Source organism: bacterium 336/3 (assembly GCA_001281695.1).
Classification (GTDB): Bacteria; Bacteroidota; Bacteroidia; order Cytophagales; family Thermonemataceae; genus Raineya.
This window is the reverse complement of record LJIE01000001.1, coordinates 2329640-2352899: the sequence shown is the minus strand read 5'-3', so window position 1 is coordinate 2352899 and position 23260 is coordinate 2329640. Positions and strand designations below refer to the sequence as shown.

At 32.3% G+C, this 23260-nt stretch carries 18 protein-coding genes and 1 pseudogene; 5 read left to right on the top strand and 14 right to left on the bottom strand.

The genetic code is table 11. The annotated features are described in order from the left end of the window. Nucleotides 1–13 precede the first annotated feature (13 nt). From AD998_10920 to AD998_10905, 4 genes are all read right to left on the bottom strand, one after another. Nucleotides 14–307 (bottom strand): hypothetical protein, encoded by a 294-nt coding sequence (locus tag AD998_10920; GenBank protein ID KOY88155.1) that lies wholly within the window; start codon nucleotides 305–307, stop codon nucleotides 14–16. A 359-nt stretch (nucleotides 308–666) separates the two neighbouring features. Next, nucleotides 667–1116 carry a glutamyl-tRNA amidotransferase gene (locus AD998_10915; protein KOY86588.1) on the bottom strand — a complete coding sequence of 150 codons (450 nt, stop codon included), beginning with the start codon at nucleotides 1114–1116 and terminating at the stop codon, nucleotides 667–669. A gap of 169 nt (nucleotides 1117–1285) precedes the next feature. Continuing rightward, a complete protein-coding gene (locus AD998_10910) occupies nucleotides 1286–1477 on the bottom strand; it encodes a hypothetical protein (protein ID KOY86587.1) in 192 nt (63 codons plus the stop codon). A 73-nt stretch (nucleotides 1478–1550) separates the two neighbouring features. After that, nucleotides 1551–3044 (bottom strand): hypothetical protein, encoded by a 1494-nt coding sequence (locus AD998_10905; GenBank protein ID KOY86586.1) that lies wholly within the window; start codon nucleotides 3042–3044, stop codon nucleotides 1551–1553. Nucleotides 3045–3127: 83 nt separating this feature from the next. Here AD998_10905 and AD998_10900 point away from each other — a divergent pair, with 83 nt between their 5' ends. Then, the gene (locus AD998_10900; protein ID KOY86585.1) at nucleotides 3128–3883 is read left to right on the top strand and encodes a hypothetical protein; all 756 of its coding nucleotides are present in this window, start codon (nucleotides 3128–3130) and stop codon (nucleotides 3881–3883) included. Here the strand turns inward: AD998_10900 and AD998_10895 are convergent. The 3 genes from AD998_10895 to AD998_10885 form a co-directional block, all read right to left on the bottom strand. Then, nucleotides 3875–6319, bottom strand: coding sequence for a hypothetical protein (locus AD998_10895; protein ID KOY86584.1), 2445 nt, complete (start codon nucleotides 6317–6319; stop codon nucleotides 3875–3877). The two genes, AD998_10900 and AD998_10895, sit on opposite strands and share 9 nt — an antisense overlap. Before the next feature lie 104 nt (nucleotides 6320–6423). Next, nucleotides 6424–7776, bottom strand: coding sequence for a hypothetical protein (locus tag AD998_10890; GenBank protein ID KOY86583.1), 1353 nt, complete (start codon nucleotides 7774–7776; stop codon nucleotides 6424–6426). Nucleotides 7777–7852: 76 nt separating this feature from the next. Then, complete coding sequence (locus tag AD998_10885; GenBank protein ID KOY86582.1) at nucleotides 7853–10702, bottom strand: excinuclease ABC subunit A; 2850 nt, start codon at nucleotides 10700–10702, stop codon at nucleotides 7853–7855. 141 nt (nucleotides 10703–10843) lie between these two features. On the opposite strand from AD998_10885, the gene AD998_10880 reads away from it, so the two are divergent. The 3 genes from AD998_10880 (at nucleotide 10844) to AD998_10870 (ending at nucleotide 13596) form a co-directional block, all read left to right on the top strand. Then, nucleotides 10844–11476 carry a hypothetical protein gene (locus tag AD998_10880; protein ID KOY86581.1) on the top strand — a complete coding sequence of 211 codons (633 nt, stop codon included), beginning with the start codon at nucleotides 10844–10846 and terminating at the stop codon, nucleotides 11474–11476. Between the two features lie 5 nt (nucleotides 11477–11481). Beyond that, on the top strand, nucleotides 11482–12504 hold the full coding sequence (locus tag AD998_10875; protein KOY86580.1) for a hypothetical protein: 1023 nt from the start codon (nucleotides 11482–11484) through the stop codon (nucleotides 12502–12504). A gap of 66 nt (nucleotides 12505–12570) precedes the next feature. Further along, entirely contained in the window at nucleotides 12571–13596 is a 1026-nt protein-coding gene (locus AD998_10870; GenBank protein ID KOY86579.1) for a hypothetical protein, read from the top strand. 48 nt (nucleotides 13597–13644) lie between these two features. Here AD998_10870 and AD998_10865 read toward each other — a convergent pair whose 3' ends face one another. From AD998_10865 to AD998_10845, 5 genes are all read right to left on the bottom strand, one after another. Further along, nucleotides 13645–14535, bottom strand: a complete 891-nt coding sequence (locus tag AD998_10865; protein KOY86578.1) for a hypothetical protein — start codon at nucleotides 14533–14535, stop codon at nucleotides 13645–13647. Nucleotides 14536–14731: 196 nt separating this feature from the next. Next, nucleotides 14732–15370, bottom strand: coding sequence for an acetyltransferase (locus AD998_10860; protein ID KOY86577.1), 639 nt, complete (start codon nucleotides 15368–15370; stop codon nucleotides 14732–14734). Between the two features lie 35 nt (nucleotides 15371–15405). Next, nucleotides 15406–17055: a hypothetical protein gene (locus tag AD998_10855; GenBank protein ID KOY86576.1), complete on the bottom strand. Its 1650-nt coding sequence runs from the start codon at nucleotides 17053–17055 to the stop codon at nucleotides 15406–15408. Between the two features lie 19 nt (nucleotides 17056–17074). After that, a complete protein-coding gene (locus AD998_10850) occupies nucleotides 17075–18217 on the bottom strand; it encodes a hypothetical protein (GenBank protein ID KOY86575.1) in 1143 nt (380 codons plus the stop codon). Between the two features lie 21 nt (nucleotides 18218–18238). After that, a complete protein-coding gene (locus AD998_10845; GenBank protein ID KOY86574.1) occupies nucleotides 18239–18691 on the bottom strand; it encodes a hypothetical protein in 453 nt (150 codons plus the stop codon). A gap of 556 nt (nucleotides 18692–19247) precedes the next feature. On the opposite strand from AD998_10845, the pseudogene AD998_10840 reads away from it, so the two are divergent. Further along, nucleotides 19248–20801 (top strand): annotated as a pseudogene (locus AD998_10840) (alkaline phosphatase). A gap of 655 nt (nucleotides 20802–21456) precedes the next feature. On the opposite strand, the gene AD998_10835 reads toward AD998_10840, so the two are convergent. Then, nucleotides 21457–22011, bottom strand: a complete 555-nt coding sequence (locus AD998_10835) for a hypothetical protein (GenBank protein ID KOY86573.1) — start codon at nucleotides 22009–22011, stop codon at nucleotides 21457–21459. A 7-nt stretch (nucleotides 22012–22018) separates the two neighbouring features. Beyond that, nucleotides 22019–23173, bottom strand: coding sequence for a hypothetical protein (locus AD998_10830; GenBank protein ID KOY88154.1), 1155 nt, complete (start codon nucleotides 23171–23173; stop codon nucleotides 22019–22021). Between the last annotated feature and the right edge of the window lie 87 nt (nucleotides 23174–23260).

Below are 23260 nucleotides of genomic sequence, written 5' to 3'. Positions count from 1 at the left end.
TGACTAAGTTAATCTAGCGTTTTACAATAATTTTGTTGGTATAAGTTTTTTTTACATCTCCTCTAAAGGTTTCTTTAATAGTTAGTGTAGTTTCTCCTAACTTCTTAGCTCTAAAAGCAAAAGTTTTAGTGGCTTTATCACCTCCAGGTTCTATTTTTCCTTTGTTTTTGTAGCGAATTTCATCATGATCAAATGCAACAACATTGGTATCTCCTATTTCATATTCCACACCAATACCCACAGAACCATGTATATCTGCTTCATAATAGAAGAATTCATCAGGTGTTATTGTTAAATCTTTTTGCAAAAGAGGGTCTAACATTTTAGCACATTTTGTACAATCATCTTTTTTTTCTGAACAAGCAGTAGTTAATATTATCACAAAATTAAAAACAAGAAACGAATATTTGTAATTTTTCATAACTTCTAAATTTAGTTAAATTGCAAATAAAGATGTTCCTTATTTATTTAGTAAAATACGAAGACTTTATGAATAATAGATTTTAACTTGTGAGTTATAAGAACCATTTGATGAAACCTCCTACTATTTCAGTAGCATTGATTTAATAGAACATGATACAAGTTTATTACTTCATTTGTCTATTTCAAAGAAAAACCTTCTAACAGACTTTGTTAGAAGGTTTTGTAATCTTATTAAAATTTTTATTATGCCAAAAGCTTTTTTACAAGTTCAGAAACGAGTTTGTTATCTACTTGTCCAGCCAATTCTTTGGTAGCTTGTCCCATTACTTTTCCCATATCTTTTACAGAAGTTGCTCCTACACTTGCAATAATGGCTTTAATTTTAGCTTCTGCTTCTTCTGCACTCAATTGTTTAGGCAAATATTTTTCCATAATCGCTATAACAGCTTGTTGTTCAGCAGCTTGTTCAGCTCTGCCTTGTGTATGGAACATTTCGTAAGATTCCTTACGTTGTTTGATAGCTTTGGTAATAATTGCCATTTCCTCAGCTTCAGAAAGAACTCCATTGCCACCTTCTTTTGTTTCTTCAAGTAAAATCATAGATTTTAACTCACGTAGTGCAGTAAGAGCCGACTGGTTTTTACTTTTCATTGCGTCTTTGATGTCTTCGTTAATAATGTCTTTGAGAGCCATAGCTTGTTAATTTTCGAGGTGCAAAGATATGAAAATTTGGAAGTAAATACAAAATATTCTGTAAAAACTTGATATACTTTTCTTAAATTTTGAAATTATTTTTTATGTTCTTCTTTTCAGAAGTTTATTTGGAAAATAAAAAAGGGCTAAAAGCCCCTTTCATAAAATCTTAGTTGCCTTGTTTGTTACGCTTTTTTTCGTGGTTTTGTAACCAAAAGCCAATAGCAAAAGATACAGCAAATAAACTAATGAAGAAAGCATAAGCCATTCCTTCTGTCATTTTCAGTTCTATCATATTTGTAATTTTTTGGAGTTCTAACGATTTTGGAGGCAAACAAGTAATTTTTTGGCAAAATACCAAATATTTTTGAATAAAAGAGTATTTATGGCTTTTACTCTTTCTTTATTCTTTCTCGTTTTTAATTATTTAAGTCTTAATTTACTAATTTAAAAGCTTCATATTCTTTAATTAGAGCCTGATATAGCATGTTTCCAACCAAATTTGCTCCTTCTATTTTAAAATGAGTGTAATCCTTACCTGCAAGCCCTTCTTTTACCCAAGTAGGCATTGAGTTTCGCCCACCCATGGCCTCATACAAATCCCAAAAGGCACAACCTGCCCGAAAAGCAGCTCTTTTTTGAGCGTCTCTGAGTTTGATAATCCCTGGGTATGAAGCATATCCATTTTCTTTTTTGTAAGACCTATCTGATGTACCTATCACCAAAAAAGAAGCCTGTGGCATAGCTTTTTTCAGATACATAATCTCTTTATAAAATTGATTTTCATAGAAGTTATAGTCTGAAGAATTGAGCCCTACATTGACTCCAAATTGCAAGATTACAAATCGGATTTTTAAATCTCTGGCTTGTTTTTGGAGATGATTAGATTCAATTTTATGAAACTCAAGTCCTGCACTACCTCTAATAGGAATGTTATCAAATGTAATTCCCTTTTGGCAATCCAAGGCAACTCCATAAATATCAGGACTTTTACGACTATTGAATGAAATTTTCATTTCCTCAAAATTGTTGGGTGTTTCAATTTGTTCTATGGTAAAATTTCGGCTTGGTAACAGTTCCTTTTGGGCTATCAGATTTTCTTTTTCAAAGATTTTGAGTTGAACAGGTGCATTGGGATTTCTGTAAAGAATTTTAATGTTTTCTATTTTCTGATTTTTATAATGTGTTCTATCCGATTTTTTATAAATGACATAACCTGCTGTGTCAGCAAACTGATAAAAATTGGCTAATGCTCCAAAATAATTATGTGGAGCTATGATGTTGCCAAAAACAGAAAATGTTTTCCAACGAGAATCATTTTCTTGTTTAACAGATAGTTTTGCATTGGTATTGTTGTTCATTCCATTGATACCAGCCCCACAACCTCCAAAACGCTCCTGAAATTGTGAACGTAAGATAGATGTCATTCTATCACCTTCTAATTGCGAATCTCCATAATGAAATACTCTAAACAATTCATTGCTTTGGTTTGACTCTAAAGTTTGTAATGTTTGAAAAAAGTTAGCCAACGCCTGTTTACTCTCATCTGGATATTGAATACGGATTTGAAGGGCTATGCTATCAGCTTCTTTTTCAGATGGAAGGCTATCAGTGGTGTTTGATTTTAAAGATGTAGTATTTGCTTTTTCTTGTGAGCTTGTATTATTTTGAGCATTTTTACCAAATTGCTGGCGAATTTTACGAATATCTGTTTGTTTTTCTTTTTTTTCTTCTCTGTTATTTTTAAGCCAATTGGGTATTTTAAGAGAGTATGTAGAATCTGCAAAATATAAAACCCCTTCTTTATTCAAGATTTTTTGATTTGTAAGATAATAGTTTGTTCCTGCATAAATACCCAAAAAAACAGACACATACACAACAAAAGCAACAACTCTCCAAGGAGTAATTTGATGATTTTTTTCCAACATATATGATTTTACAAAATTATTGGTATAAATTTAGGCAAATCTAGCTCATTTTTATCATAAAACCACATTTATTGTGTTACAAAATGCTTATGTACAATTTAGACACTATTTTAGAAACCATGAGGCAAGCCAGCCAAGAAATCATGAATATTTACAATCAAGATTTTCAAATAACTCAAAAGGCAGATAACTCACCTCTCACACAAGCCGACCAAATATCACACCAAATCATTAAAGAGTTTTTGGAAGAACATACTCCAAAAATACCTATTATTTCTGAAGAAGATGATATCCCTGATTACAGTACTCGTAAAAAGTGGAAATATTTTTGGCTTTTAGACCCTTTGGATGGCACCAAAGAGTTTATTGACAAAAATGGTCAATTCACCATTAACTTAGCTCTTATACAAGACTCAACACCTATCTTAGGCATTATTCAGGCTCCTGCCTTAGACAATGTTTATTGGGCAGAAAAAGGTAAAGGAGCTTTTAAGAGAGAGAAGCTTACACAAAAAATACAAGTAAGAAAAAATGTATCTCAAAAAGATTTGGTGGCAGCTATTAGTCGTTCACATTTAGCTTCTGAAGATAAAAAAATGCTCGAAAAATATAAAATCAAACAAACCATAGCAATGGGAAGTGCCTTGAAATTCTGTTTGTTAGCAGAAGGCAAAGCCGATTTCTATTATAGGTTCAACCCAACAATGGAATGGGACACAGCAGCAGGACAAATTTTGGTAGAAGAAGCTGGTGGAGTAGTTTTAGATGAGTATGGTAAGACTTTTAACTACAATAAAACCACCTTGCTCAATGGTTCTTTTCTATGTAAATCATTTTAAAGAATGTATTTCCAACTTTCTATCTTTAATATGAGGGATAGGAAGTTGGATAGTAAATATACTTCCTTGTCCTATTGTACTTTTTACACTAATAGAGCCTTTATTTCTTTCCACAAACTCTTTACACAACATCAAACCTAAACCTGTACCTTTTTCTTTGTTAGTCCCCTTGGTGTAATATTTTCTAGAGAATATTTTTTCTAAATTTGTAGGAGCAATGCCTATACCTGTATCTGCAACTGAAATGCAGCAATAATTTTCATTATAATAAGCATCTATTGTTACTTTACCATACAACGTAAACTTAATAGCATTGGCTATCAAATTTCTGATAGTAAGACTTAAAGTATCTTCATCAATATAACATACTAAATCATCAGGAATTTGGTTTTCAAGCATAATGTTTTTTTGTTCTGCTTGGAGAGCAAGCAAGTCAATAGTCCTGTCACATAAGTTTCTAAGATGAATTTCTTTATTTTTCATCTGAAAATCATTTTGGTATGATTTTGCCCAAAAAAGTATATTTTCAAGCAAAGAACTTGATGAGTTCAAAGAAACTGTTGCCAAACTAAGCAAGTTCTGATAATTTTCTGCTTGAAATGCCCCACTTTGCATCATTTCCAAGAGTGTCTTTACAGATTGAATTGGTCCTTTCAAATCATGTGAGATAATTGTAAGTAAAGTATTATCAAATTCGTGTTTTCTAATGAGTTCTTCATTAGCAATAGCTAACTTATCCGAAAAGTTAAGTAGATCTTTTTCTTGTGCGAGAATCTTGCTGTTTTTTTCTTTGAGTTTTTTTCGATTGAACCACAATACTACTCCTAAAGAAGTTGCTATCAAGAAAGCAAACACTAAAATCACAATAAAGTTCTGATTACGTTTGTTATTGGCTATTTCTTGCTCATTTTGGTTTTTGAGTTTTTGGAATGCTAATTCTTTTTCTTCTAACTCAAATTTTTGTTGGAGTTCTGCAAATCCTCTCAGACGTTCTGTATAATTGAGAGAGTCTGTCAATCTGATGTATTTATTATTCCATTCTAAAGCCTGTAAGTAATTACCTCTAGCTGAGTCGATTTGTTTATGATTTTGGTAGAGTGTCTGCAATATATTTTCATCTGTCAGATCTCTGAGGTTTTCAATATTTTGCAGACTCTTCTCTGCTTCATTCAAACGATTCAGTTTTATAAAATTAGTAGCTTGTATATTATAAAACCCCATAAGAAAGAGTTTCAAATCATTTTTTATAGCAATTTCTATCCCTTTATTCAAAATATTGATAGATTTTTGATATTCCCCCATCTTTTGATAAATATTGGCCAAAACAGATACGGCATCAATAAACATTCCTATATCACCTTTATTTTGGGTGTTCGCTATTACTTCAATCAAAATACTCTCTGCTTTTAGAGCATCTTCACTATCAAAATGAGCTTTGGCTAATCGTATATTTAAGAAATTTTGAAAGTGAATGGATTTTATCTTTTTTGCTAAATCAAAACCTTTTGAAAAGTATGTAGTAGCTACTGGAATATTTTTACTTAATAGTGCTAGAGAGCCCAAACGTTCATATACACTAATTATTTGGGCTGTATCCTTAATTTTTTCAGCTATTTCTAAACTTTTGATATAAGCTTCTTTTGCACTTTTACGGTAAAAAGTATCTTGGGGACGAATAATATAAATATTACCTAAATTGAGATATGTAATAGACAAGTTACGATTCTCAGAATTGATACTTTTATATAGTTTAACAGCCTTGATATAATTTTCGATGCTTAATACATATAAATGCATGTTTTTATATATTAAGCCTTTGTTATTATAGCAACGAGCTAAATATTTGATTTTATTGAATTTAATAAAGATTTTTTCGGCTTTTTCTATAAACTCAACAGATTTATTATAATTTTTTTGACGTAACTGATTGATTGCATATTCTAGATAAATAAACCCAAGTTCCAGATTTATAGGTTGATTTTTAGATAAATGCTTTTCTAATGTTTTGGATGCTTGTAAAGGACTTATAAAGAGACCCTGAATAAGTGTTTGGTGATAAATAAATTTGGATGATGTAGTATCTGTATAATTTTTCGATTTTTCTAAATAAGTGGTTGCTTCTTTTTCGTAACGTTTTCTTGCATAAATTTCTGAAAGCACAAGATAGACATCTCCTTTAAGTTTCTTAGAAATATCGTTATTCTTTTCTATAATTTTGAGAGCTTCTTGAGCATAAAATATGGATTTTTCTATTTGATCATCAGCAAGTTCTTGGCTCAAAGCTATGCTTAATTCTAGTTTTTCTGTTGAATTAAACAACGCCGTATTCCATTTCTCTTCCAAGACTTCCCAAGATTCCGTTTGTGCTTTGGAGGAAAATAGTTTAAAAAATAATATAATAATTAGTATGATGTATCTGTATCCAACAGCTTGCATAAGCTTTATTTTTTGTAAAAATATACTTTTTTAGAGTTTATGCAAATTCAGTCCTTTTTAACAAAGTAAGTTTTTTTCCTATTTTTAATTTTTTCGATTATTTTCTAACGATATTCATAAGCTCCTAAATCTGGAGGTAATGTTCTTAGTTTTCCTAAAATATCTGTAGTAATAGATGTGCCAACACCTTTATTTATTGCTGGTGATATAGAGGGTAATTCATATCTAAATAATCTTGGATTTTTAAACAATGAGTCTGTTCGCTGATTTGTAAGATTAATTAAGTTTTGATTCGTATTGAGAACATCTTTATAAACTTGTGTTCTAAAAATATTATTAGCTGCTGACAAATCGAGTGCTTCTCCTGAAAAAACTATTTCATCTTTCAAATTTCCCCAAAAAATATTATTAAACAACCTGATTGTCATTGTGTTTGCTCCTTGCTGATTGATAAAAACACTACCAGCCTCATCTTGTCTATTGAAGAAAAACTCAAAATTGGCTAAGGTACAGTGTACTATTTCGTATTCACCACCATTGGTTGCTTGCAAAAGCCTGAGTAAACAGTTATTGATAAGTGTATTCCGAAGTAAAACCTTTGATTTGAGTCCTACAAGCCCCACCTCAGACATATTCTGAATTTTTGAACTTTCTAAAAGCACTTCTGAAGTATCTACAAAAATACCCACTTTAGCATTTTCAATTTCAGCAAAACGAATGGTATTACCTATGCTTGTTTTTCTGAATCGAATGCCCTCCCAAGCTCCCAATACATTTTTAAGGGCAGTTTCTTGTCTAAAATATTTAAATTGAACTATTGTGTCGGGGCTACCCTTTACATTTAACGAACCAAAAACTTCTATTTTGGCATCATTGAAAGCATATACTCTTGTACCTTTTTCGATGGTTAGATTACAACCCGTTGGCACTTTTACCTCTCCTTTTAGTAAATAAGGTCTTTGACTATCCCAAACCGTTCCACAAGAAATCTGCCCTGATATAACACGAACGTTATCAGCCCAAGTCAGTAATTTCACATTTTGCTCTCGATTTGAAAGTTCAAACATCAAAGAATCATATGCCTGATAAATCTCATTTTGGTTTCGATTTTCGATATTAGCAGAAACGATTATCAGCAAGCTATCTCCACCTAATAACTCAATATCCGAAAATTGTGTATTTTTTTCACCATTTAATAAAACTGTGTATTCTTTATCGCTTTGGCTACCAATATACACTCTTTTAATTTTAACAGCTCTTTTATTGGGATTATACACTCTCAGGCGTTTGGTAGCTGTTGGGATACTTGCCAGCACTGTATCAAATACAATAGCATCTTCCGAAAACTGAAGAGCATCAGGATTATCTGTAAATAGCTCATTTTTAGATTTACATGAAAAAAATAGCCAAGACCCTAATATACCGTATATAAATACAATCAAAAAATGACGAAACATAAAGTTAAATGCTAAATGGTGAATGCTAAATGATAAAATCAAGTCTTGATTCTTGTATCTAATTTCTTGACTCTTTTCATAAATGTAACTTCAAAAACTTCGCAGTATAATTATTTTTTTGATTGATTAAATCTTCTGGAGTACCTTCAAAACAAACTTCTCCCCCATTTATTCCTCCTTCTGGTCCTAAATCTATCACCCAATCGGCTGTTTTAATGACTTCTAAATTATGTTCAATCACAATAACTGTATTTCCTTGTTCTATTAAGGCATTCAAAGATTTTAATAATTTTTTAATATCTAAAAAATGTAATCCTGTGGTTGGTTCATCAAAAATAAAAATCTTTTTACCTTGTTTTGATAGATTCTTGTCCAAAAAGCAAGCCAATTTTATTCTTTGAGCCTCCCCACCTGAAAGAGTATTGGAAGATTGTCCCAATTTCACATAACCCAAGCCTACTTCCTGCAATGGCTGGAGTTTATCTAAAATTTTAGGTTCTTGTGCAAAAAATGTAATGGCTTCATCAACTGTGAGGTTTAGAATATCATAAATATTTTTATTCTTATATTCTACTTCCAAAACAGTTTCTTTGAATCTTTTTCCTTTACAGCTCTCACATGGCAAATACAAATCAGCCATAAATTGCATTTCAATTTTGACTTCACCCTCTCCCTGACACACTTCACATCTACCACCTTCGATATTAAAAGAAAATATACCTGCTTTGTAGCCTCTACTTTTTGAAAGCTGCTGATTAGCAAATAATTCCCTGATATGGTCATAAGCCTTTACATATGTAACAGGATTTGAACGAGAAGACTTTCCAATAGGATTTTGATCAATGAATTCTATACCAGTTACCAAATTCAATGCACCATCCAAAGCATCATAACGTCCTGTAATATCTCCACTATACACATCAAAATACTTTCCTAAAGCTGGATATAAGATTTTTTTGATAAGCGTTGATTTCCCTGAACCTGAAACGCCTGTAATCACTGTAAAAATTCCTAAAGGGAATTTTACATCAATATCTTTTAAGTTATTTTCTCTTGCTCCTCTAATTTCAATGCTATTTGACCATTTTCTACGCATTTTGGGTGTTTCAATACTATCTTTTCCACTCAAGAAACGCAATGTTTGGGAATTGGGGAATTTTTCTACATCAAAATCTTCTTTATTGCCTTCAAAAACCACTTCTCCACCCAATATACCAGCAAAAGGGCCAATATCAATGATATGGTCAGCTACTTGCATCATTTCTTCTTCATGTTCTACCACAATCACAGTATTACCTAAATCTCTGAGTTTCTCTAATACCTTGATAAGCTGTTGAGTATCTTTGGGATGTAAACCTATACTGGGTTCATCAAGAATATACATTGAGCCTACCAAAGCACTTCCTAATGAAGTTGCTAATTTGATACGTTGAAATTCACCACCTGAAAGTGTAGAGGTTAAACGATTGAGCATTAGATAGCCCAAACCAACTTTTAAGATAAAATCCAAACGGCTTTCTATCTCATTTAAGATTCTCTTGGCAACTTTTTGGTCAAATTCAGAAAGTTTAATATTCTTAAAGAACTCTGCAAGCTCATCAATGGGCATCAATACCAAATCTTGCATGGATTTGTCATCTACTTTTACATAAAAAGCATCTTTACGAAGGCGTGTTCCTTTACAATCAGGACAAACTGTACGTCCTCTATATCGAGAAAGAAGTACTCTGTATTGTATTTTATGGGCTTCTCCTTCAATGTAATCAAAAAACTTGTTGATACCCTTAATCTCTTTATTTCCTTGCCACAAAAAGTCTTTTTCTTTTTCAGAAAGGTCTTTGTAGGCTCTATGAATAGGAAAATCAAACAAAGCAGCCCTTTTGATGAACTGCTCTTTCCATGTACTCATTTTTTCGGTTTTCCAAGGAGCAACTGCATCTTCATAGATTGAAAGGGTTTTGTTAGGAATGACCAAGTCTTCATCTACACCCAATACATTTCCAAAACCCTCACAACGTTTACATGCCCCATAAGGATTGTTAAAACTAAAGAAATTCACACTGGGTTCTTCAAAAATAATTCCATCCAATTCAAATTTATCTGAAAACACTTTTTTTTCTACTCCAATAAAATCAATCATACACTCTCCTATACCTTCAAAAAAAGCTGTTTGCACAGAATCTGCAAAACGAAAACGATTGTCTTCGCTATCATGTTGAACAGTAGCTCTATCAATTAACACATACAAATCTTGCCATTTTTTCTTAGAAAGTCCTTTGTCTTTGGTTTCTAAAAAATCTTCTATAAAAAGTATTTCGCTTTCTTTGTTCGTCTGATTTCTATAAATACGTGTATAACCTTTCTGAAGTAATATTTTTAACTCCGTTTCAAGAGTTCTATCTTTATTGGGCTTGAGAGGGCTTAAAACAGATACTTTTTGTCCTTCAGCAAAAGTATGAATTAAATCCACTACACTTTCTACGGTATCTTTTTTTACCTGATTGCCTGAAACTGGCGAATACGTTTTCCCAATACGAGCAAACAAAAGTTTGAGGTAATCATAAATTTCGGTGGTTGTACCTACTGTAGAACGGGGATTTTTCGTACTTACTTTCTGTTCAATAGCAATAGCAGGAGAAATGCCTTTAATATACTCTACTTCAGGCTTTTGCATACGAGCCAAAAACTGTCTTGCATACGAACTCAAACTTTCTACATACATGCGTTGCCCCTCAGCAAAAAGTGTATCAAAGGCTAAAGATGATTTCCCTGAGCCTGAAACACCTGTAATGACTACTAATTTATTTCGAGGGATGACTACATCTATGTTTTTTAGATTGTTGGCTTTTGCCCCTTTGATTACAATAAACTCTTTGGGAGAAAGATTTTCTATATTTTTAGACTGTTTCGCTGATTGTGTTGCCATAAAATGCTTAAAAAGCTATGAAAACGCAATTTAATAAAAAACTACCAACCTACAATACTTTTTTCTTGGCTTATTTTATGATTTTGGCGTTTTTTTTGATAGATTTGACTATTATGAACTTTCAACTATTCTCTACATTATATGTTCTCATTTTTCAGTAAAAAACCCTCTGTTCCCCTTATAAAATTAGAAGACAAAGTTTGGATGACTACCTCTGCTCATTTGACTGGTTTGTTGCAAGATGCACAAAACTATGCAGAGACAAAGCCTGTTTTGATTGTTTATTTCTTTGAACGTACTGAAAACACTCTTCAAGAAGTATTTAAATTGGGGCAAAAGCCTTATGTATTTGTTAAAGCTGCTGATGATTTGAAAGATAATAAGCAAATTCATATTTTATCAGAGAGTGCATTTCATCAGTATGCTGAAAAAATAAAGTCGTTGTTTGCAAGTAAAGACCTCGTTGTATTGCTTGCAGAGCATTATCCACTCAATCAAAATGAGGATGAGATACTTTTCAAATTGGGTGAAATTAGCCTCAAAACCAAAGCGTATGGCTATATTGATTTTGATGACCCTATTTTAAAACTTTTTGGAGGAGAAAGAATATTAGAACTTCTCAAAAAAATGGGTATTAAAGAATCTGAAAGTATTTCGCATAGTTTGGTCAGCAAATCTATCAAAGAAGCCAAAAAGAAAATTGGTGAAAAAGTAAAACATGAACAGAAAGGCATTTCGATTGAAGACTGGTTTAATAAGAACAAAGTTTCGTAATAATTATGCACAAAAAAAACCTATTTTGGAGGATATGGCTGTTTGTGTATAGCATTGGCTATGCACAAACCTCTGTACCTTTAGGGTTTTGCAATCATTCTACTGTTATTTATCCTGATACTATCTATCAAGATTATAACAACATCAAAAGATTTTTGGGTAAATACGAAGCCAAACTCTCTCATTTTCAAAAAAAGGCTCTTGTCAAAGAATTTAAAAATCAGGCTTGTTGGAATACCACTCCCGCTTATATGGGCTTGCGTAATTACCAACAGCTACTTGAGTTATGGGGAATTTGGATGTCTCAAAAAGAGATAGAAATATGGAATGAAAAATTAAGAAAGGAAAGTAATGATACAGTTTTTCATTACTCTGACGAAATAATTGTGAATCATACACCTGCATATCAATTTTTGGAAAAACCGATGGTTGTAGATTTTGACCAAAACCAAGAGGCTGATGTGATTTGTATTCCACAAGACCTTTTCGGTCCAGCCAGTGGTTATGAGATTTATGCTAAAAAAAATGGTCGCTGGCAATCTATTGCCAATTATGCGGGTAGCTTTGAAGGAGTAAAAAAAACAGAAAATCAAATTGTGATTAGATATTTGGTTGGATATGCAAACTCAAATGCTCAAATATTTTTAAGTATAGTTTTAAAGAAAAAAGGTCATGATTGGGTATTAGAAGATTTTTTAGAACAATACTATGCCTTTCAAACCCAAAAGCCACCAAAATTTCTAAATCAGTTTGAAAATTTCATAGCCAAATCTCGAACGATTCTCAGAACACACACTTTTGTTAAAGATACAGGTGTGGTTGATGAGAAAACTCCAACGCTTATAGGTAACCAAGTAGGTATATTTCCAAAAGGTAGTAAGGCTCTCATTTTAGCAAAAGAAAAAGATTGGGCTTTTGTAGCTTTTTTACCAATTTCCAAACCTGAAAAAATTATTTTTGAATATGACTCACAGCAATATAATGAAGCAAAACCTTATTATTGTGGTTGGATACAATTGACAAAGTAATACTTGTTTTTTATGTTATACTAGATTAAACACCATTATCCCATGAAAAAAAGAACACTATTATTAATGGCTTGGATATTATTGCAAAGCATTGGCTATGCACAAAACTTTGTACCTCTTGGCTTTCATACATTCAGCTTTGATGGATCTGATACCACTAACCAAGATTACACCAATATTGAAAAATTTTTGGGAAAGTATAAAGCCAAGCTTTCTGCATCTGAAAATGAAGCTCTTGTAAATGAATTTAAAACACAAATCTGTGTAAATATTAATCCCTCCTATACAGGATGGCATAATTACAAACATTTAGCTGATGCTCTTGGTGTAGTCACACCTAAAACAGAAAAAGAAGCATGGGTAGCGAAAGTAAAGAAAGAGATGGGAGAAGGTGAAAGCTCTTACATGATAGACAAAATTATGAGTGATCAAAACATTTATCAGCATACAGGTTTTAATGAAAAAGCAATGGTATTAGATTTTGACCAAAACCAAAGACCTGATTTAATCTGTATCCCTCAAGTACATTTCGGTCCAAGTATTGGTTATGAAGTATTTGCAAAAAAAGACAATAAATGGCAATCTGTTTTTGATTATTCGGGTAGTTTTGAAGCACTTGAAAAGACAGAAAATCAGATTGTAGTTCGATATTTGGTAACTATTATTGAACCCACAGAAACTGAGATACTTTTGAGTGTAGTTTTAGAGAAAAAAGGTAATGATTGGGTATTGAAAGATTTTTTGAAACAATATTATGCCTCTCAAACTAAAAAACCTTCAAAATTCTTGAATAAATTTGAATCTTTTACGGTCAAATCAAGTACTATTCTTAGAACCCATCCCCTTATCAAAGATACAGGCATGGCAGGGCATTCTGTAATGATAAGTGCTGAGATGACTAAGACCATCGTAGGCAACCAAGTGGGTGTATTTCCTAAAGGAAGCAAAGCTCTTGTTTTGGCAAAAGAAAAAGGTTGGGCTTTTGTGGCATTTTTACCAAGCTCTAAACCTCTAAAAAACAGTTTAGAACATGGTATGGATGGAGAAAGCAAGGTAAATCCCTATTATTGTGGATGGGTGCAATTGAAGTAATCTTTTAATTAAAATTATCTTCTTTACAGATTAGATTTTTTTTAAGATCTAATCTGTATTCATTTCTTGTTCCAATAAACGATTCATTGCTCGAACAATAGTATCTAACTCTATGGTTGCTATATCCAATTTTTTAAGTATATCTTCTTTTGCAGTAGAATCAGTTTCCATTTTAATTAAAGTTATCAATCCCAATATTCTAGCCAAAGGTCCACGAACTTCATGTGAATTCATTTGGGCGTATTTTAATATCTGATTAAGTTGTGAATCAATCTTTTTGGTACGTTCTTTTACCAATTCCTCTAAATTTTCATTCATTGCCAATAATTCATTGTTAGCATTTAATAACTCCTGTGTTCTTTGGCTTACTAAATTTTCAAGATTTTTATTTGTAAGTTCAAGATGTCTACGAATCTTAATCTGAACTAAATATAATGATGTAATAAGAGAAGTTGTAATCATTTCAAATGCTCCTTCTACAAGCAGAGAATTATATAATTCAATAAAATTTGTGTTAGCTTTTAAACCTACCCAGTCATAAACAAAAATCAGGATTGGATATAAAAATAATATATAGTAAATAACTGTTATCAAGCACCATGCTAAACCAATCTGGATATTTGACATTTTCTTTCTTTCTATCCATTTATATACATACCATAAAATAAATAAAGGAGTTACATGTGTGGCAAATACTGCCATCATTAGATCGCCAGATGACAAACATATAAGTGAAAACAGACATAAAGGAATTACATATAAAGGGTTTGAAATATAAAAAAGACACAATAACAAGCATATTTCTCTTAAATCACTATGGCTTTCTTCAAAGCCAGGTGTATTAAGCATAATCAAACCCATAACTGAAGAAGATATGCCAAAAGAAGTAGTTAAAAGTGTATTTTTAACTACTAAATTATTTTGAATTATACTAATCATCTATTGAGTCAATACAATCTGTTAAAATCAGGATTTTTAATAACTATTTAAAAATGATTAAAAAAAACAATTAAGACAAAGAAAATTGAAAAAATAAAAGATTTAGGGATGTAATATCAAAAGATAGTTTATAAATGAAGCCCTCTACATCATTAAAACGATATAGAGGGCTTTTCTATAAATTTAGGTTAAAGGTTTATCCTTTTACCTTTTGAGCTGGATTACCAAATACTGTTTCATTTTTCGTTACACTGCCAATTACCACAGAACCTGCACCCACACGAGCATTTTTACCAATTTTCACACCCGAAACAATAGTTGCTCCTGCTCCAATAAATGCCCCTTCTTCAATTTCTACATTATCGCCTATGATAGCCCCTGCCCCAATTTGTACAAAATCGGCTATCTTTACATTGTAGTCCAAGATAGCTCCAGAACGAATGATATTATGACTTCCAATTTTCACACCTGAATTCAAAATTGCCTTAGCATCAATCAGATTCCCATGACCCATTTCCAGATTACTAGAAAGAAAAGCTTCTTTATGTGTTGCATTGGTAGGCATTACTTTTCGGCGTTCGTTGAGCATTTCTACCAATCTATTACGAAGTTTGCTATCGTCTGTGGCAACAAAAGCATTGGTTTTTTTACCAATAAGTTTCAGAAAACCATCATCATCCGTGCTACCCAATACCGTTATTCCATTAATTTCTTTACCATGTAAGCTCGTATCATCATCTAAGAAACAATATACATCTATTTTATGACTCTGAAATATCTCCAAAGCTACTGTTCCTAAATTTTTTGCTCCAAATATAATTACTGGATTATCCATAAGTATCTAAATTCTAAATGATTAATTATTTTTTTCTATTTTATTTTTCTCCAAATTTTTACATATTTGGTTTCTTTAAACAATTCATAATCAGATAACAATATATTGATTTTTAAAGTTTTATCTAAAATTAGCCAATTGTACTTTTTATTTTTTTGGCTATAATCTATTGTTAGCTCTTTTTTATCTTGTATGTTATAAAAAGAAAGTAAGTTCTGATAAACCAAATCGTTAGAAAAAATTTGCTCTTTGGATTTAAAGGGTATTTTTGGGTAATTCTCCTCAAAGCTTTCGTAAGAAGCCCAAATAGTGTCCTGTTCCTTTTTCTGATAAATTTGGGTTGCAATTTGCAAACTAATCAGCATTCCTAAAAATATTTTTTGCCAAAATGGACGAAAAACTTTCAAAACACTCAAAAACCAAATTACCCATAAGAAATTAAAACTCATCCAAATTCGTATAGGAAGCAGGCATTGCTGGAAAAGCATGAGTAAAATAGCATTTACCACAATTACAAATTGTATCTGTAAGCCCTTATTTTCTACTTTTTTCCATCTTAAAACAGTGATTATCAAACAAAATATAATGAATAAATAAAATCCCCAATATGAATTCTCTATTCCTATCCAAAAATCTGCAAAATCGAGCCAATACATGCCCAAACCTTCTTGAAATTGCTTTTGAGCCTCTTGTTGCCAGCTTTCTGAAAGTAAGTTGGCTTTTCCATTTAACACATATACAGGCAAATACAACAAAAAAACAATTCCTAAAATCATGCTTGAAAGCCTAAAAGTTATTTTAAAACCTTGTTGCTTCCATAACACAAAGCACATTCCTACAAATACATACAAAAACGTAGGAATAGTATAAAAACCTAATATAGAGAATATTACAAGTATTATTTTTTCTGTTATATTTTTCAATCCTCTCTCCAAACTCCAAAAACAAATAAAATAAGCTAACATTTGAAGAAAATACCCTCTACCACTCACACAGTAACCCTGAACAGGCGAAAGAAAACTAAAGAAAATTACACCCAAAACTGCCAAATCAAATCCGAAACGAACTAATAAATACCGAAATAGCAAAATTTGAATGATACAAAACGCTATGAGTGAAGGAGTTTTCACAGCCCAAAACTTTGATTGCCAAAGTACTTCCCAAAAATCTACTAATTCATTGAAAAATATGTGATTATTGGGATTTGGATAATACAATGCCGAAACAAAGAAACCTTTTGAAGAGAAATGAACATAACTGAAAGCCTCATCAATATGAAGAATACTTGTAGAAAGTTTGTATAAACTGAAAATCAATATAATACAAAATAATATAACAGCGTTTCTTTTCTGAACATTATTTAGTTTAAAGAATGGTTCTTGAAATTTTTTGAAGAGAATTTTTATTTCTGTGTTACTATTTTGCAAAAAGACATAGATTATCTTTCGTTTTTTTGAAATATAAAAAACTATGAATGAGCTACATAAAATAATGACAGATACAAGTATTTGTAATAAAAACCATGTTTGAGGTGTAAATATTTGTTCTTGGAATTTTGTTTTTTGTTCTGTTTGGAGTGGATAAAGTCCAAATAAAAAATGTAGCATCTCTTTGTGGGTAAAGTTCCAAAAAAATGCTACCAATAAAATATTGATTATCAAATAAATAACTCTTATTATCTTCATTGAAAAGTCTAACTGACTGCTAACTACCTACTTTTACAAATTTCTGAAATACTTTTTTGCCTCGTGTTTTACTTTTGAAATAGAAAATATAGACCCCATTTTGCCAATCCCAGACATTGATATATGTTTTTCCACAAATTTCAATGTTTATTTTTTCTTTGAGTGTATATCCTATTAAATTATAAACATACAACTCTCCAGCCTCTGTTGTTGTAAAAACAACTATGTCAGCACTTGGATTGGGGTATATTTGCAACTCAAACTTTTTGGGTATTAAATCTGTGTTTACACTACCACCTATTAGTGGTGGAGAGCATGTACCTGTAAAGGCTTTTATAGGCTGATAAATTCTACCACCATTGAAGATTTTGAAGTGCATATATCTTGTCGAAGAGGCTATCTGCACATATTTTCCTTGAGCGTTTTTTCTCCATTCTCCCACTCTCAAGCCTACATGATAACACCCAATTGAACTGGGTGCATCCCAAATAAATCTATTTTGTTCATCAATTTTTACAGTTCCATTAGGTTTCGTAAATCGTTGTAAATCTAAATATTTCACCAATCCCATTTCGTATTCTAATGCTACTGAAAGACTGTCTTTATCTGGATCTTCTAATATGGGTGTATGAACAATTTTATCTCCTAAATTACTATAGATTACAGATACTTCTTGATAAGTTACAGAATTATTAACTACATCAGCCTCCTCAAAATTGAGAACAGTTTCTATATAAAAATCTTTACTATCTGGATCTCGAGTATTTATTGTACAACCATTCAAATAAGATTCTGAAAATGAAATTGTCATATTTTCATCACATTCTTCACTCTTTGCAAAAGTGTAATTAATCTGATACACACCCAATTGTATATCAGCATTTAAACCCCTTAAATTCACCATTCGAGCTATTATTTGTCCCATCCAGCCACTTTTTGTTCCACGTATATCAATAGCTACTGCATCAGCTAACTCAGCTGTTGCTCCATTTCCAACAAGATTTGTTTTATCTCTATAAAGATATAATTGGATGCAGTATGCTCTTGCTATTGGGTCTATACGTCCAATCTGAAAATTTCCACCCATAAGGTGAGTAGCTTGTAAAGAACTTGTAAACAAGATATTTACAAAAAAGAGCAAAAAAAGATAATAAGCTTTCATATAAAAGTTGGTTTTGTGGTTTTAAAAGGTTTTTCCTTCCAATTCTTCTATTCTTTTCCTGAGAATTTCGGGTGTTGGAGCTTTTTTGAAAATAGAATAATCGTAACTAACAATTTTAGCAACAGCAATGGCAGCTACTCTTTCATGTTTTTTACTGATAATCAACGATTCCATCAGATAACTACATTCGTCAGGCATTGTTATCACTTTTGTACCTAAATACATCCAATCTGGGTATCTTAAGGGCATTTTATACTGTATATTAATTTCTGCTAAAATAGGTCCAATAGTTGTTCCAAAACCCGCAGAACCTTCTTTTTCCAATATATCCAAATAAGCAACCCTTGCAGATTCGGCATAGCGAGCATACATCACATTGTTTACATGATTAGCCAAATCCATATCGCCCCATTGTACAGGCAACTCTATAATGGCATGGTAACCATTAAGCATTTCTTTAATTTTATCAGTCATTTTATGATTAGTTGAAGTTTTAACAAAAATAAGAAAAAATAAAAAATATATCTCATCTATTTATATAGAATTGATATTTTCTTAATCAAATCTTAATCGAACTTACAAGAGTAGGACAATTGCTTTGATATATCTTTACGCAGTTTTAACACAAATAGACATTTATTCTTTCAACATGAAACGTATTTACAAACAATTCAACATTTTTATTGTAGGTTTTATTCTGATGAGTCTTACTCCTCAAATAACCTTTAGCCAAACTGTAAACCTTTCGGTAAGTGGTGTATCAGGCAGAGAAGCTTCCTCTACTATGATTACCGTTACTGCCACAGCATCATCTGCTGTAACAGGCGACCAAACGCTTGATTTAGCCATTTCAGGTACAAATATTACTGCTTCTGATTACACTCTAAGCAATGCTGTTATTACCATTCCTAATGGCTCTATAACAGGTACAGTAACATTTACGGTAAACAATGATACAAGTTTAGAGGGTACAGAAATAGCCATATTGACAATTAATAACCCCTCATCAGGAATTAGTTTAGGTTCTACAATCACAAGACAAATCCTTATTTATGATAACGATTATAACCCTGCTCCTGTTGCCAATAATGAAATACAACTTAGTTTTGTATCCAGCTATCTAAATGTTAGTGCAAATCCTGCAAATTCTGCTGAAATTTCAGCTTATGATGCCTCAAATAAACGTTTGTTCATTGCAAATTCTTTAGGTAAAAAACTAAATATTGTAGATATGAGCAATCCTTCTGCCATTGCTCCCATTGCAACAATAGATATTAGTGCCTATGGTAACATTAATAGCGTAGCTGCAAGAAATGGCATTGTAGCTTTGGCTATAGAAAATACTGACCCACAAGCCAATGGCAGTGTAGTATTTATGAATAGCAGTGGCGTTTTTCAAAAACAAGTAACTGTAGGTGCAATGCCTGATATGATTACTTTTAACCCAAATGGGAATTTGGTGCTTACAGCCAACGAAGGTGAGCCTAATTCAGCATATACCAACGACCCTGAAGGTTCTGTGAGTATCATTGATATATCGGGTGGAATAGCTAATTTATCTCAGACAAATGTAACAACTGCCAATTTTAATACTTTTGATAGTCAAGTGGCTACATTACGCAGTCAAGGTGTTCGTATTTATGGTTTAAATGCTTCTGTATCAAGAGATGTAGAACCAGAGTACATCACATTTTCGGCTGATGGAGCAACTGCTTATGTTACGTTACAGGAAAACAATGCAATTGCTGTTTTGGACATAGCAACCAAGACTATTACAGCTATTCGCCCTTTGGGTCTTGCAGACCATAATCAACTGAATAATGGTTTAGATGCTTCTGACCAAGGTATTGATATCAATATTGCTAATCTCCCTGTAAAAGGTATGTACCAGCCTGATGCTGTTGCAAGTTTTGTAGTGAATGGAACTACTTATTTAGTTACAGCCAATGAAGGTGATTCTCGCTCTTACTCTGGTTTCAATGAAGAAGTTCGTGTAAGTAGTGGTTCATATACATTAGATGCCACAGCATTTCCAAATGCTTCCTTACTTAAAAACAATACTATTTTAGGACGTTTGCAAGTTTCTAATCGTACAGGTGATACAGATGGTGATGGTGATTTTGATGAAATTCATGTGTATGGGTCACGTTCTTATAGCATTTGGCAACCCACTGCCAATGGCATGAGTAAAGTTTTTGATAGTGGAGACCAATTTGAACGTATCATTGCTGGCAATACTACTTATGGTGCTATTTTCAATGCTGGACACGATAACAATACACCAAAAGATAGAAGCGACAACAAAGGTCCTGAACCTGAAGGTGTTGCAACAGCCACACTCAATGGAAAAGTTTATGCATTTGTTTCTTTAGAGAGAATTGGAGGTATTATGGTGTATAATGTAACAAATCCAGCAAGTCCAGTATTTGTTCAGTATATCAACAGTAAAAATCCTAATACTGTAGGTGCTGGCGATTTAGGAGCTGAAGGACTTATTTTTATCTCAGCAAATGATAGTCCCACAGGTATTCCTTTATTGGTAGTATCCAATGAAGTAAGTAGTACCATTTCTGTTTATTCTGTTGGTGGATTGCCTATTCCAAATGCTCCTACTCAACTTAGTGCTAGTTTAAATAACAACGCCAAAGCTATTCTTAATTGGACTGATAATTCTAATAATGAAACCCGTTTTGAAGTTCAAAAATCTACCGAACCCACCAACAATTTTAAAAATCTGACTACTTTAGGTGAAAATGCAACCAATTGCTTGGATGAAGATGTCAATTTAAACCAGACTTACTACTATCGTGTTCGTGCAAGAAACGATTTTGGAGTTTCTCCTTTCAGTAATGTAGCATCTATTATTGTTGCAAATATAGAAAATGAGGCTTTAGAGAATTTTATAAGAGTATTCCCTAACCCTTCTAAAGGAACTATTCATGTAGAAACAACAAATTTTGAAGTTTCTAAAGTGATTGTCCGAAACGCTTTGGGATATCCATTAAATACATTTGAAATGCTCCAAGAAAAGAATTTATCTCTTCATCTTGAAGGCTCCCCAAAAGGTTTGTATATAATTGAAATACAAACTAATCAGGGTAATATCAGAAAAAAAGTTATTATAGATTAAATAAACATACATAAAACAAGCATAAAAGAGTTCTAAGTTTTAGAACTCTTTTATCATTTAAATCATAATATTAAATAGTTTTGTAGTAAATTGTTTTTAAATATCAGATTTAGAAAAAGAAACCTGTTCTGATAACAAATCTGTTTAAACTATAATCAGTGGTTCTTTCTCCAAGCACATTCAATTTTTCTTGAAATTTCTGATAACGATAACCCAAGCTAAAAGTATAGCCAGAACCATTACCTCTATTTACTTTGAAACCTGTCGAAATTTCTCCTGTAAGACCACCTTTGAGGCTATATATATTGTCCACTTGTGTCAAACCGAAAGTTCTACCCCCTGAAACTCCAACATAAGGGCTTATTCGCTTTTCAGGCAAAAAATCCCAACGAGCATGTAGCAACACAGGCAATAACGTTGCATCTCTGTACATATCCAAGCCAGTTGCAAGACCTAAATAGGCGTTTTTGTACACCCGAAAACCGTTAATGGTCTGAAAATGAAACCCATTAGAGAAATAATTTGCATTCCCAACCGAAAAACCTGTCTCGGAATTGTGCCAAAATCGGCTTTTTTTATATTCTGTTTGTTTTTTGAGGCTATCTTGCGAAAAAGCCTGTAGAGAAATAAATAATGTTGAAATTGCAACAAATAAAATTTTCATATTTTTTTTAAAGGTTTGAAATTTGACTAATCAATTGAAAATCATAATTATACTGGTATATTCCACTACGACTGGCTATTAAGAAACTGTTAGGGAGCATAATTACATCAAAACTATAAAGTTCTGAGTTCTTTTTTTGTAAAATGATATTTTTAGGGTCATTCACATCAAATTTTTTGAAACCAAAAGCCCCTTCACAAACAATCAAATCATCACCTTTTACAGCCAATCCATGTGGATTTTGCATTTCATAGCTTTTGATGAGTTGTGGATTTTGTGGGTCAGCAATTGAAACGATATCCAACTGATTCTGAGCATTTGCACATATATTGCCTGAACGAGTGGTAACATAAGCCAAATTATTTTGTACCACCACAGGGTCGCAGGCTATAGGATGCTCAAAAACACCCAAAAATTGAGGATTGATAGGTGTCTGTAGGCTATAAATTCTCATACCTGTCATTGTTCCTAAAAACAGTTTCCCATCAGAGGCAAATACAGTTTCTACGCCCCAATCTAATTTTATGGTGTTGATTAAAGTTGTTTTTTGACCATTTGAGATGTCAAATACATACATTTTATCAGGTTCAACAGTATAAAGATAGTTACCTACTGCAATAAAGGAAGCCATAGAACCTGCCTGATTTTGATTTCCACTTGAAGAAGTTTCAGAAGAACCCCCTTGATTTTGACTCCCACCACTTGAAGATGATGAAAGGGTTGTATTTGCTGTTCCGCCAAAAAAAGGTATCATGTGAGGCTCACTACAATTTCTTGTAGTGGTTATTTGTTTGGTTTCAAAACGAATAGCTATGGAATCTCGCATACCATTTGTAAAGGCTAATCTTTTGTGTTCAAAAACATTTTCATTTTTACCTATTTTTATAGGTTTATTGATGTCTGTAATATCAAAATACAACAAATCTCTGTGGCTGTCCAGATACAAAGTATTGCCTTTTACAGCGATATCTGCATTTCCATAAACTTGCAGGAATCCTATATTTTTAGGAGCATTGCTATTGCTATTATCTATAAAATGAACACCCTTTTCTTTTTCAACTATCAAAATATACTGCCCTCTTACAAATATTTTTCCTGTAGATAATATGAGCTGTGGTTCTTTCCATCGCCCATTTTCTTTTTCATAATCTGCATTAGACAAATAAACAGGTACAGGAATAGTATAAGTGTAAGTTTGTTTACAGGTGTCTTTACAACTCCAAAAAAAGGCTAGTGGAATTAAAATCAT

Bases quoted from the DNA above. Each gene is read 5' to 3' on its own strand.
- AD998_10915 (KOY86588.1), bottom strand. From the start codon at position 1,116: ATGGCTCTCAAAGACATTATTAACGAAGACATCAAAGACGCAATGAAA.
- AD998_10905 (KOY86586.1), bottom strand. From the start codon at position 3,044: ATGTTGGAAAAAAATCATCAAATTACTCCTTGGAGAGTTGTTGCTTTT.
- AD998_10900 (KOY86585.1), top strand. From the start codon at position 3,128: ATGCTTATGTACAATTTAGACACTATTTTAGAAACCATGAGGCAAGCC.
- AD998_10895 (KOY86584.1), bottom strand. From the start codon at position 6,319: ATGCAAGCTGTTGGATACAGATACATCATACTAATTATTATATTATTT.
- AD998_10890 (KOY86583.1), bottom strand. From the start codon at position 7,776: ATGTTTCGTCATTTTTTGATTGTATTTATATACGGTATATTAGGGTCT.
- AD998_10885 (KOY86582.1), bottom strand. From the start codon at position 10,702: ATGGCAACACAATCAGCGAAACAGTCTAAAAATATAGAAAATCTTTCT.
- AD998_10880 (KOY86581.1), top strand. From the start codon at position 10,844: ATGTTCTCATTTTTCAGTAAAAAACCCTCTGTTCCCCTTATAAAATTA.
- AD998_10875 (KOY86580.1), top strand. From the start codon at position 11,482: ATGCACAAAAAAAACCTATTTTGGAGGATATGGCTGTTTGTGTATAGC.
- AD998_10870 (KOY86579.1), top strand. From the start codon at position 12,571: ATGGCTTGGATATTATTGCAAAGCATTGGCTATGCACAAAACTTTGTA.
- AD998_10865 (KOY86578.1), bottom strand. From the start codon at position 14,535: ATGATTAGTATAATTCAAAATAATTTAGTAGTTAAAAATACACTTTTA.
- AD998_10860 (KOY86577.1), bottom strand. From the start codon at position 15,370: ATGGATAATCCAGTAATTATATTTGGAGCAAAAAATTTAGGAACAGTA.
- AD998_10855 (KOY86576.1), bottom strand. From the start codon at position 17,055: ATGAAGATAATAAGAGTTATTTATTTGATAATCAATATTTTATTGGTA.
- AD998_10850 (KOY86575.1), bottom strand. From the start codon at position 18,217: ATGAAAGCTTATTATCTTTTTTTGCTCTTTTTTGTAAATATCTTGTTT.
- AD998_10845 (KOY86574.1), bottom strand. From the start codon at position 18,691: ATGACTGATAAAATTAAAGAAATGCTTAATGGTTACCATGCCATTATA.
- AD998_10835 (KOY86573.1), bottom strand. From the start codon at position 22,011: ATGAAAATTTTATTTGTTGCAATTTCAACATTATTTATTTCTCTACAG.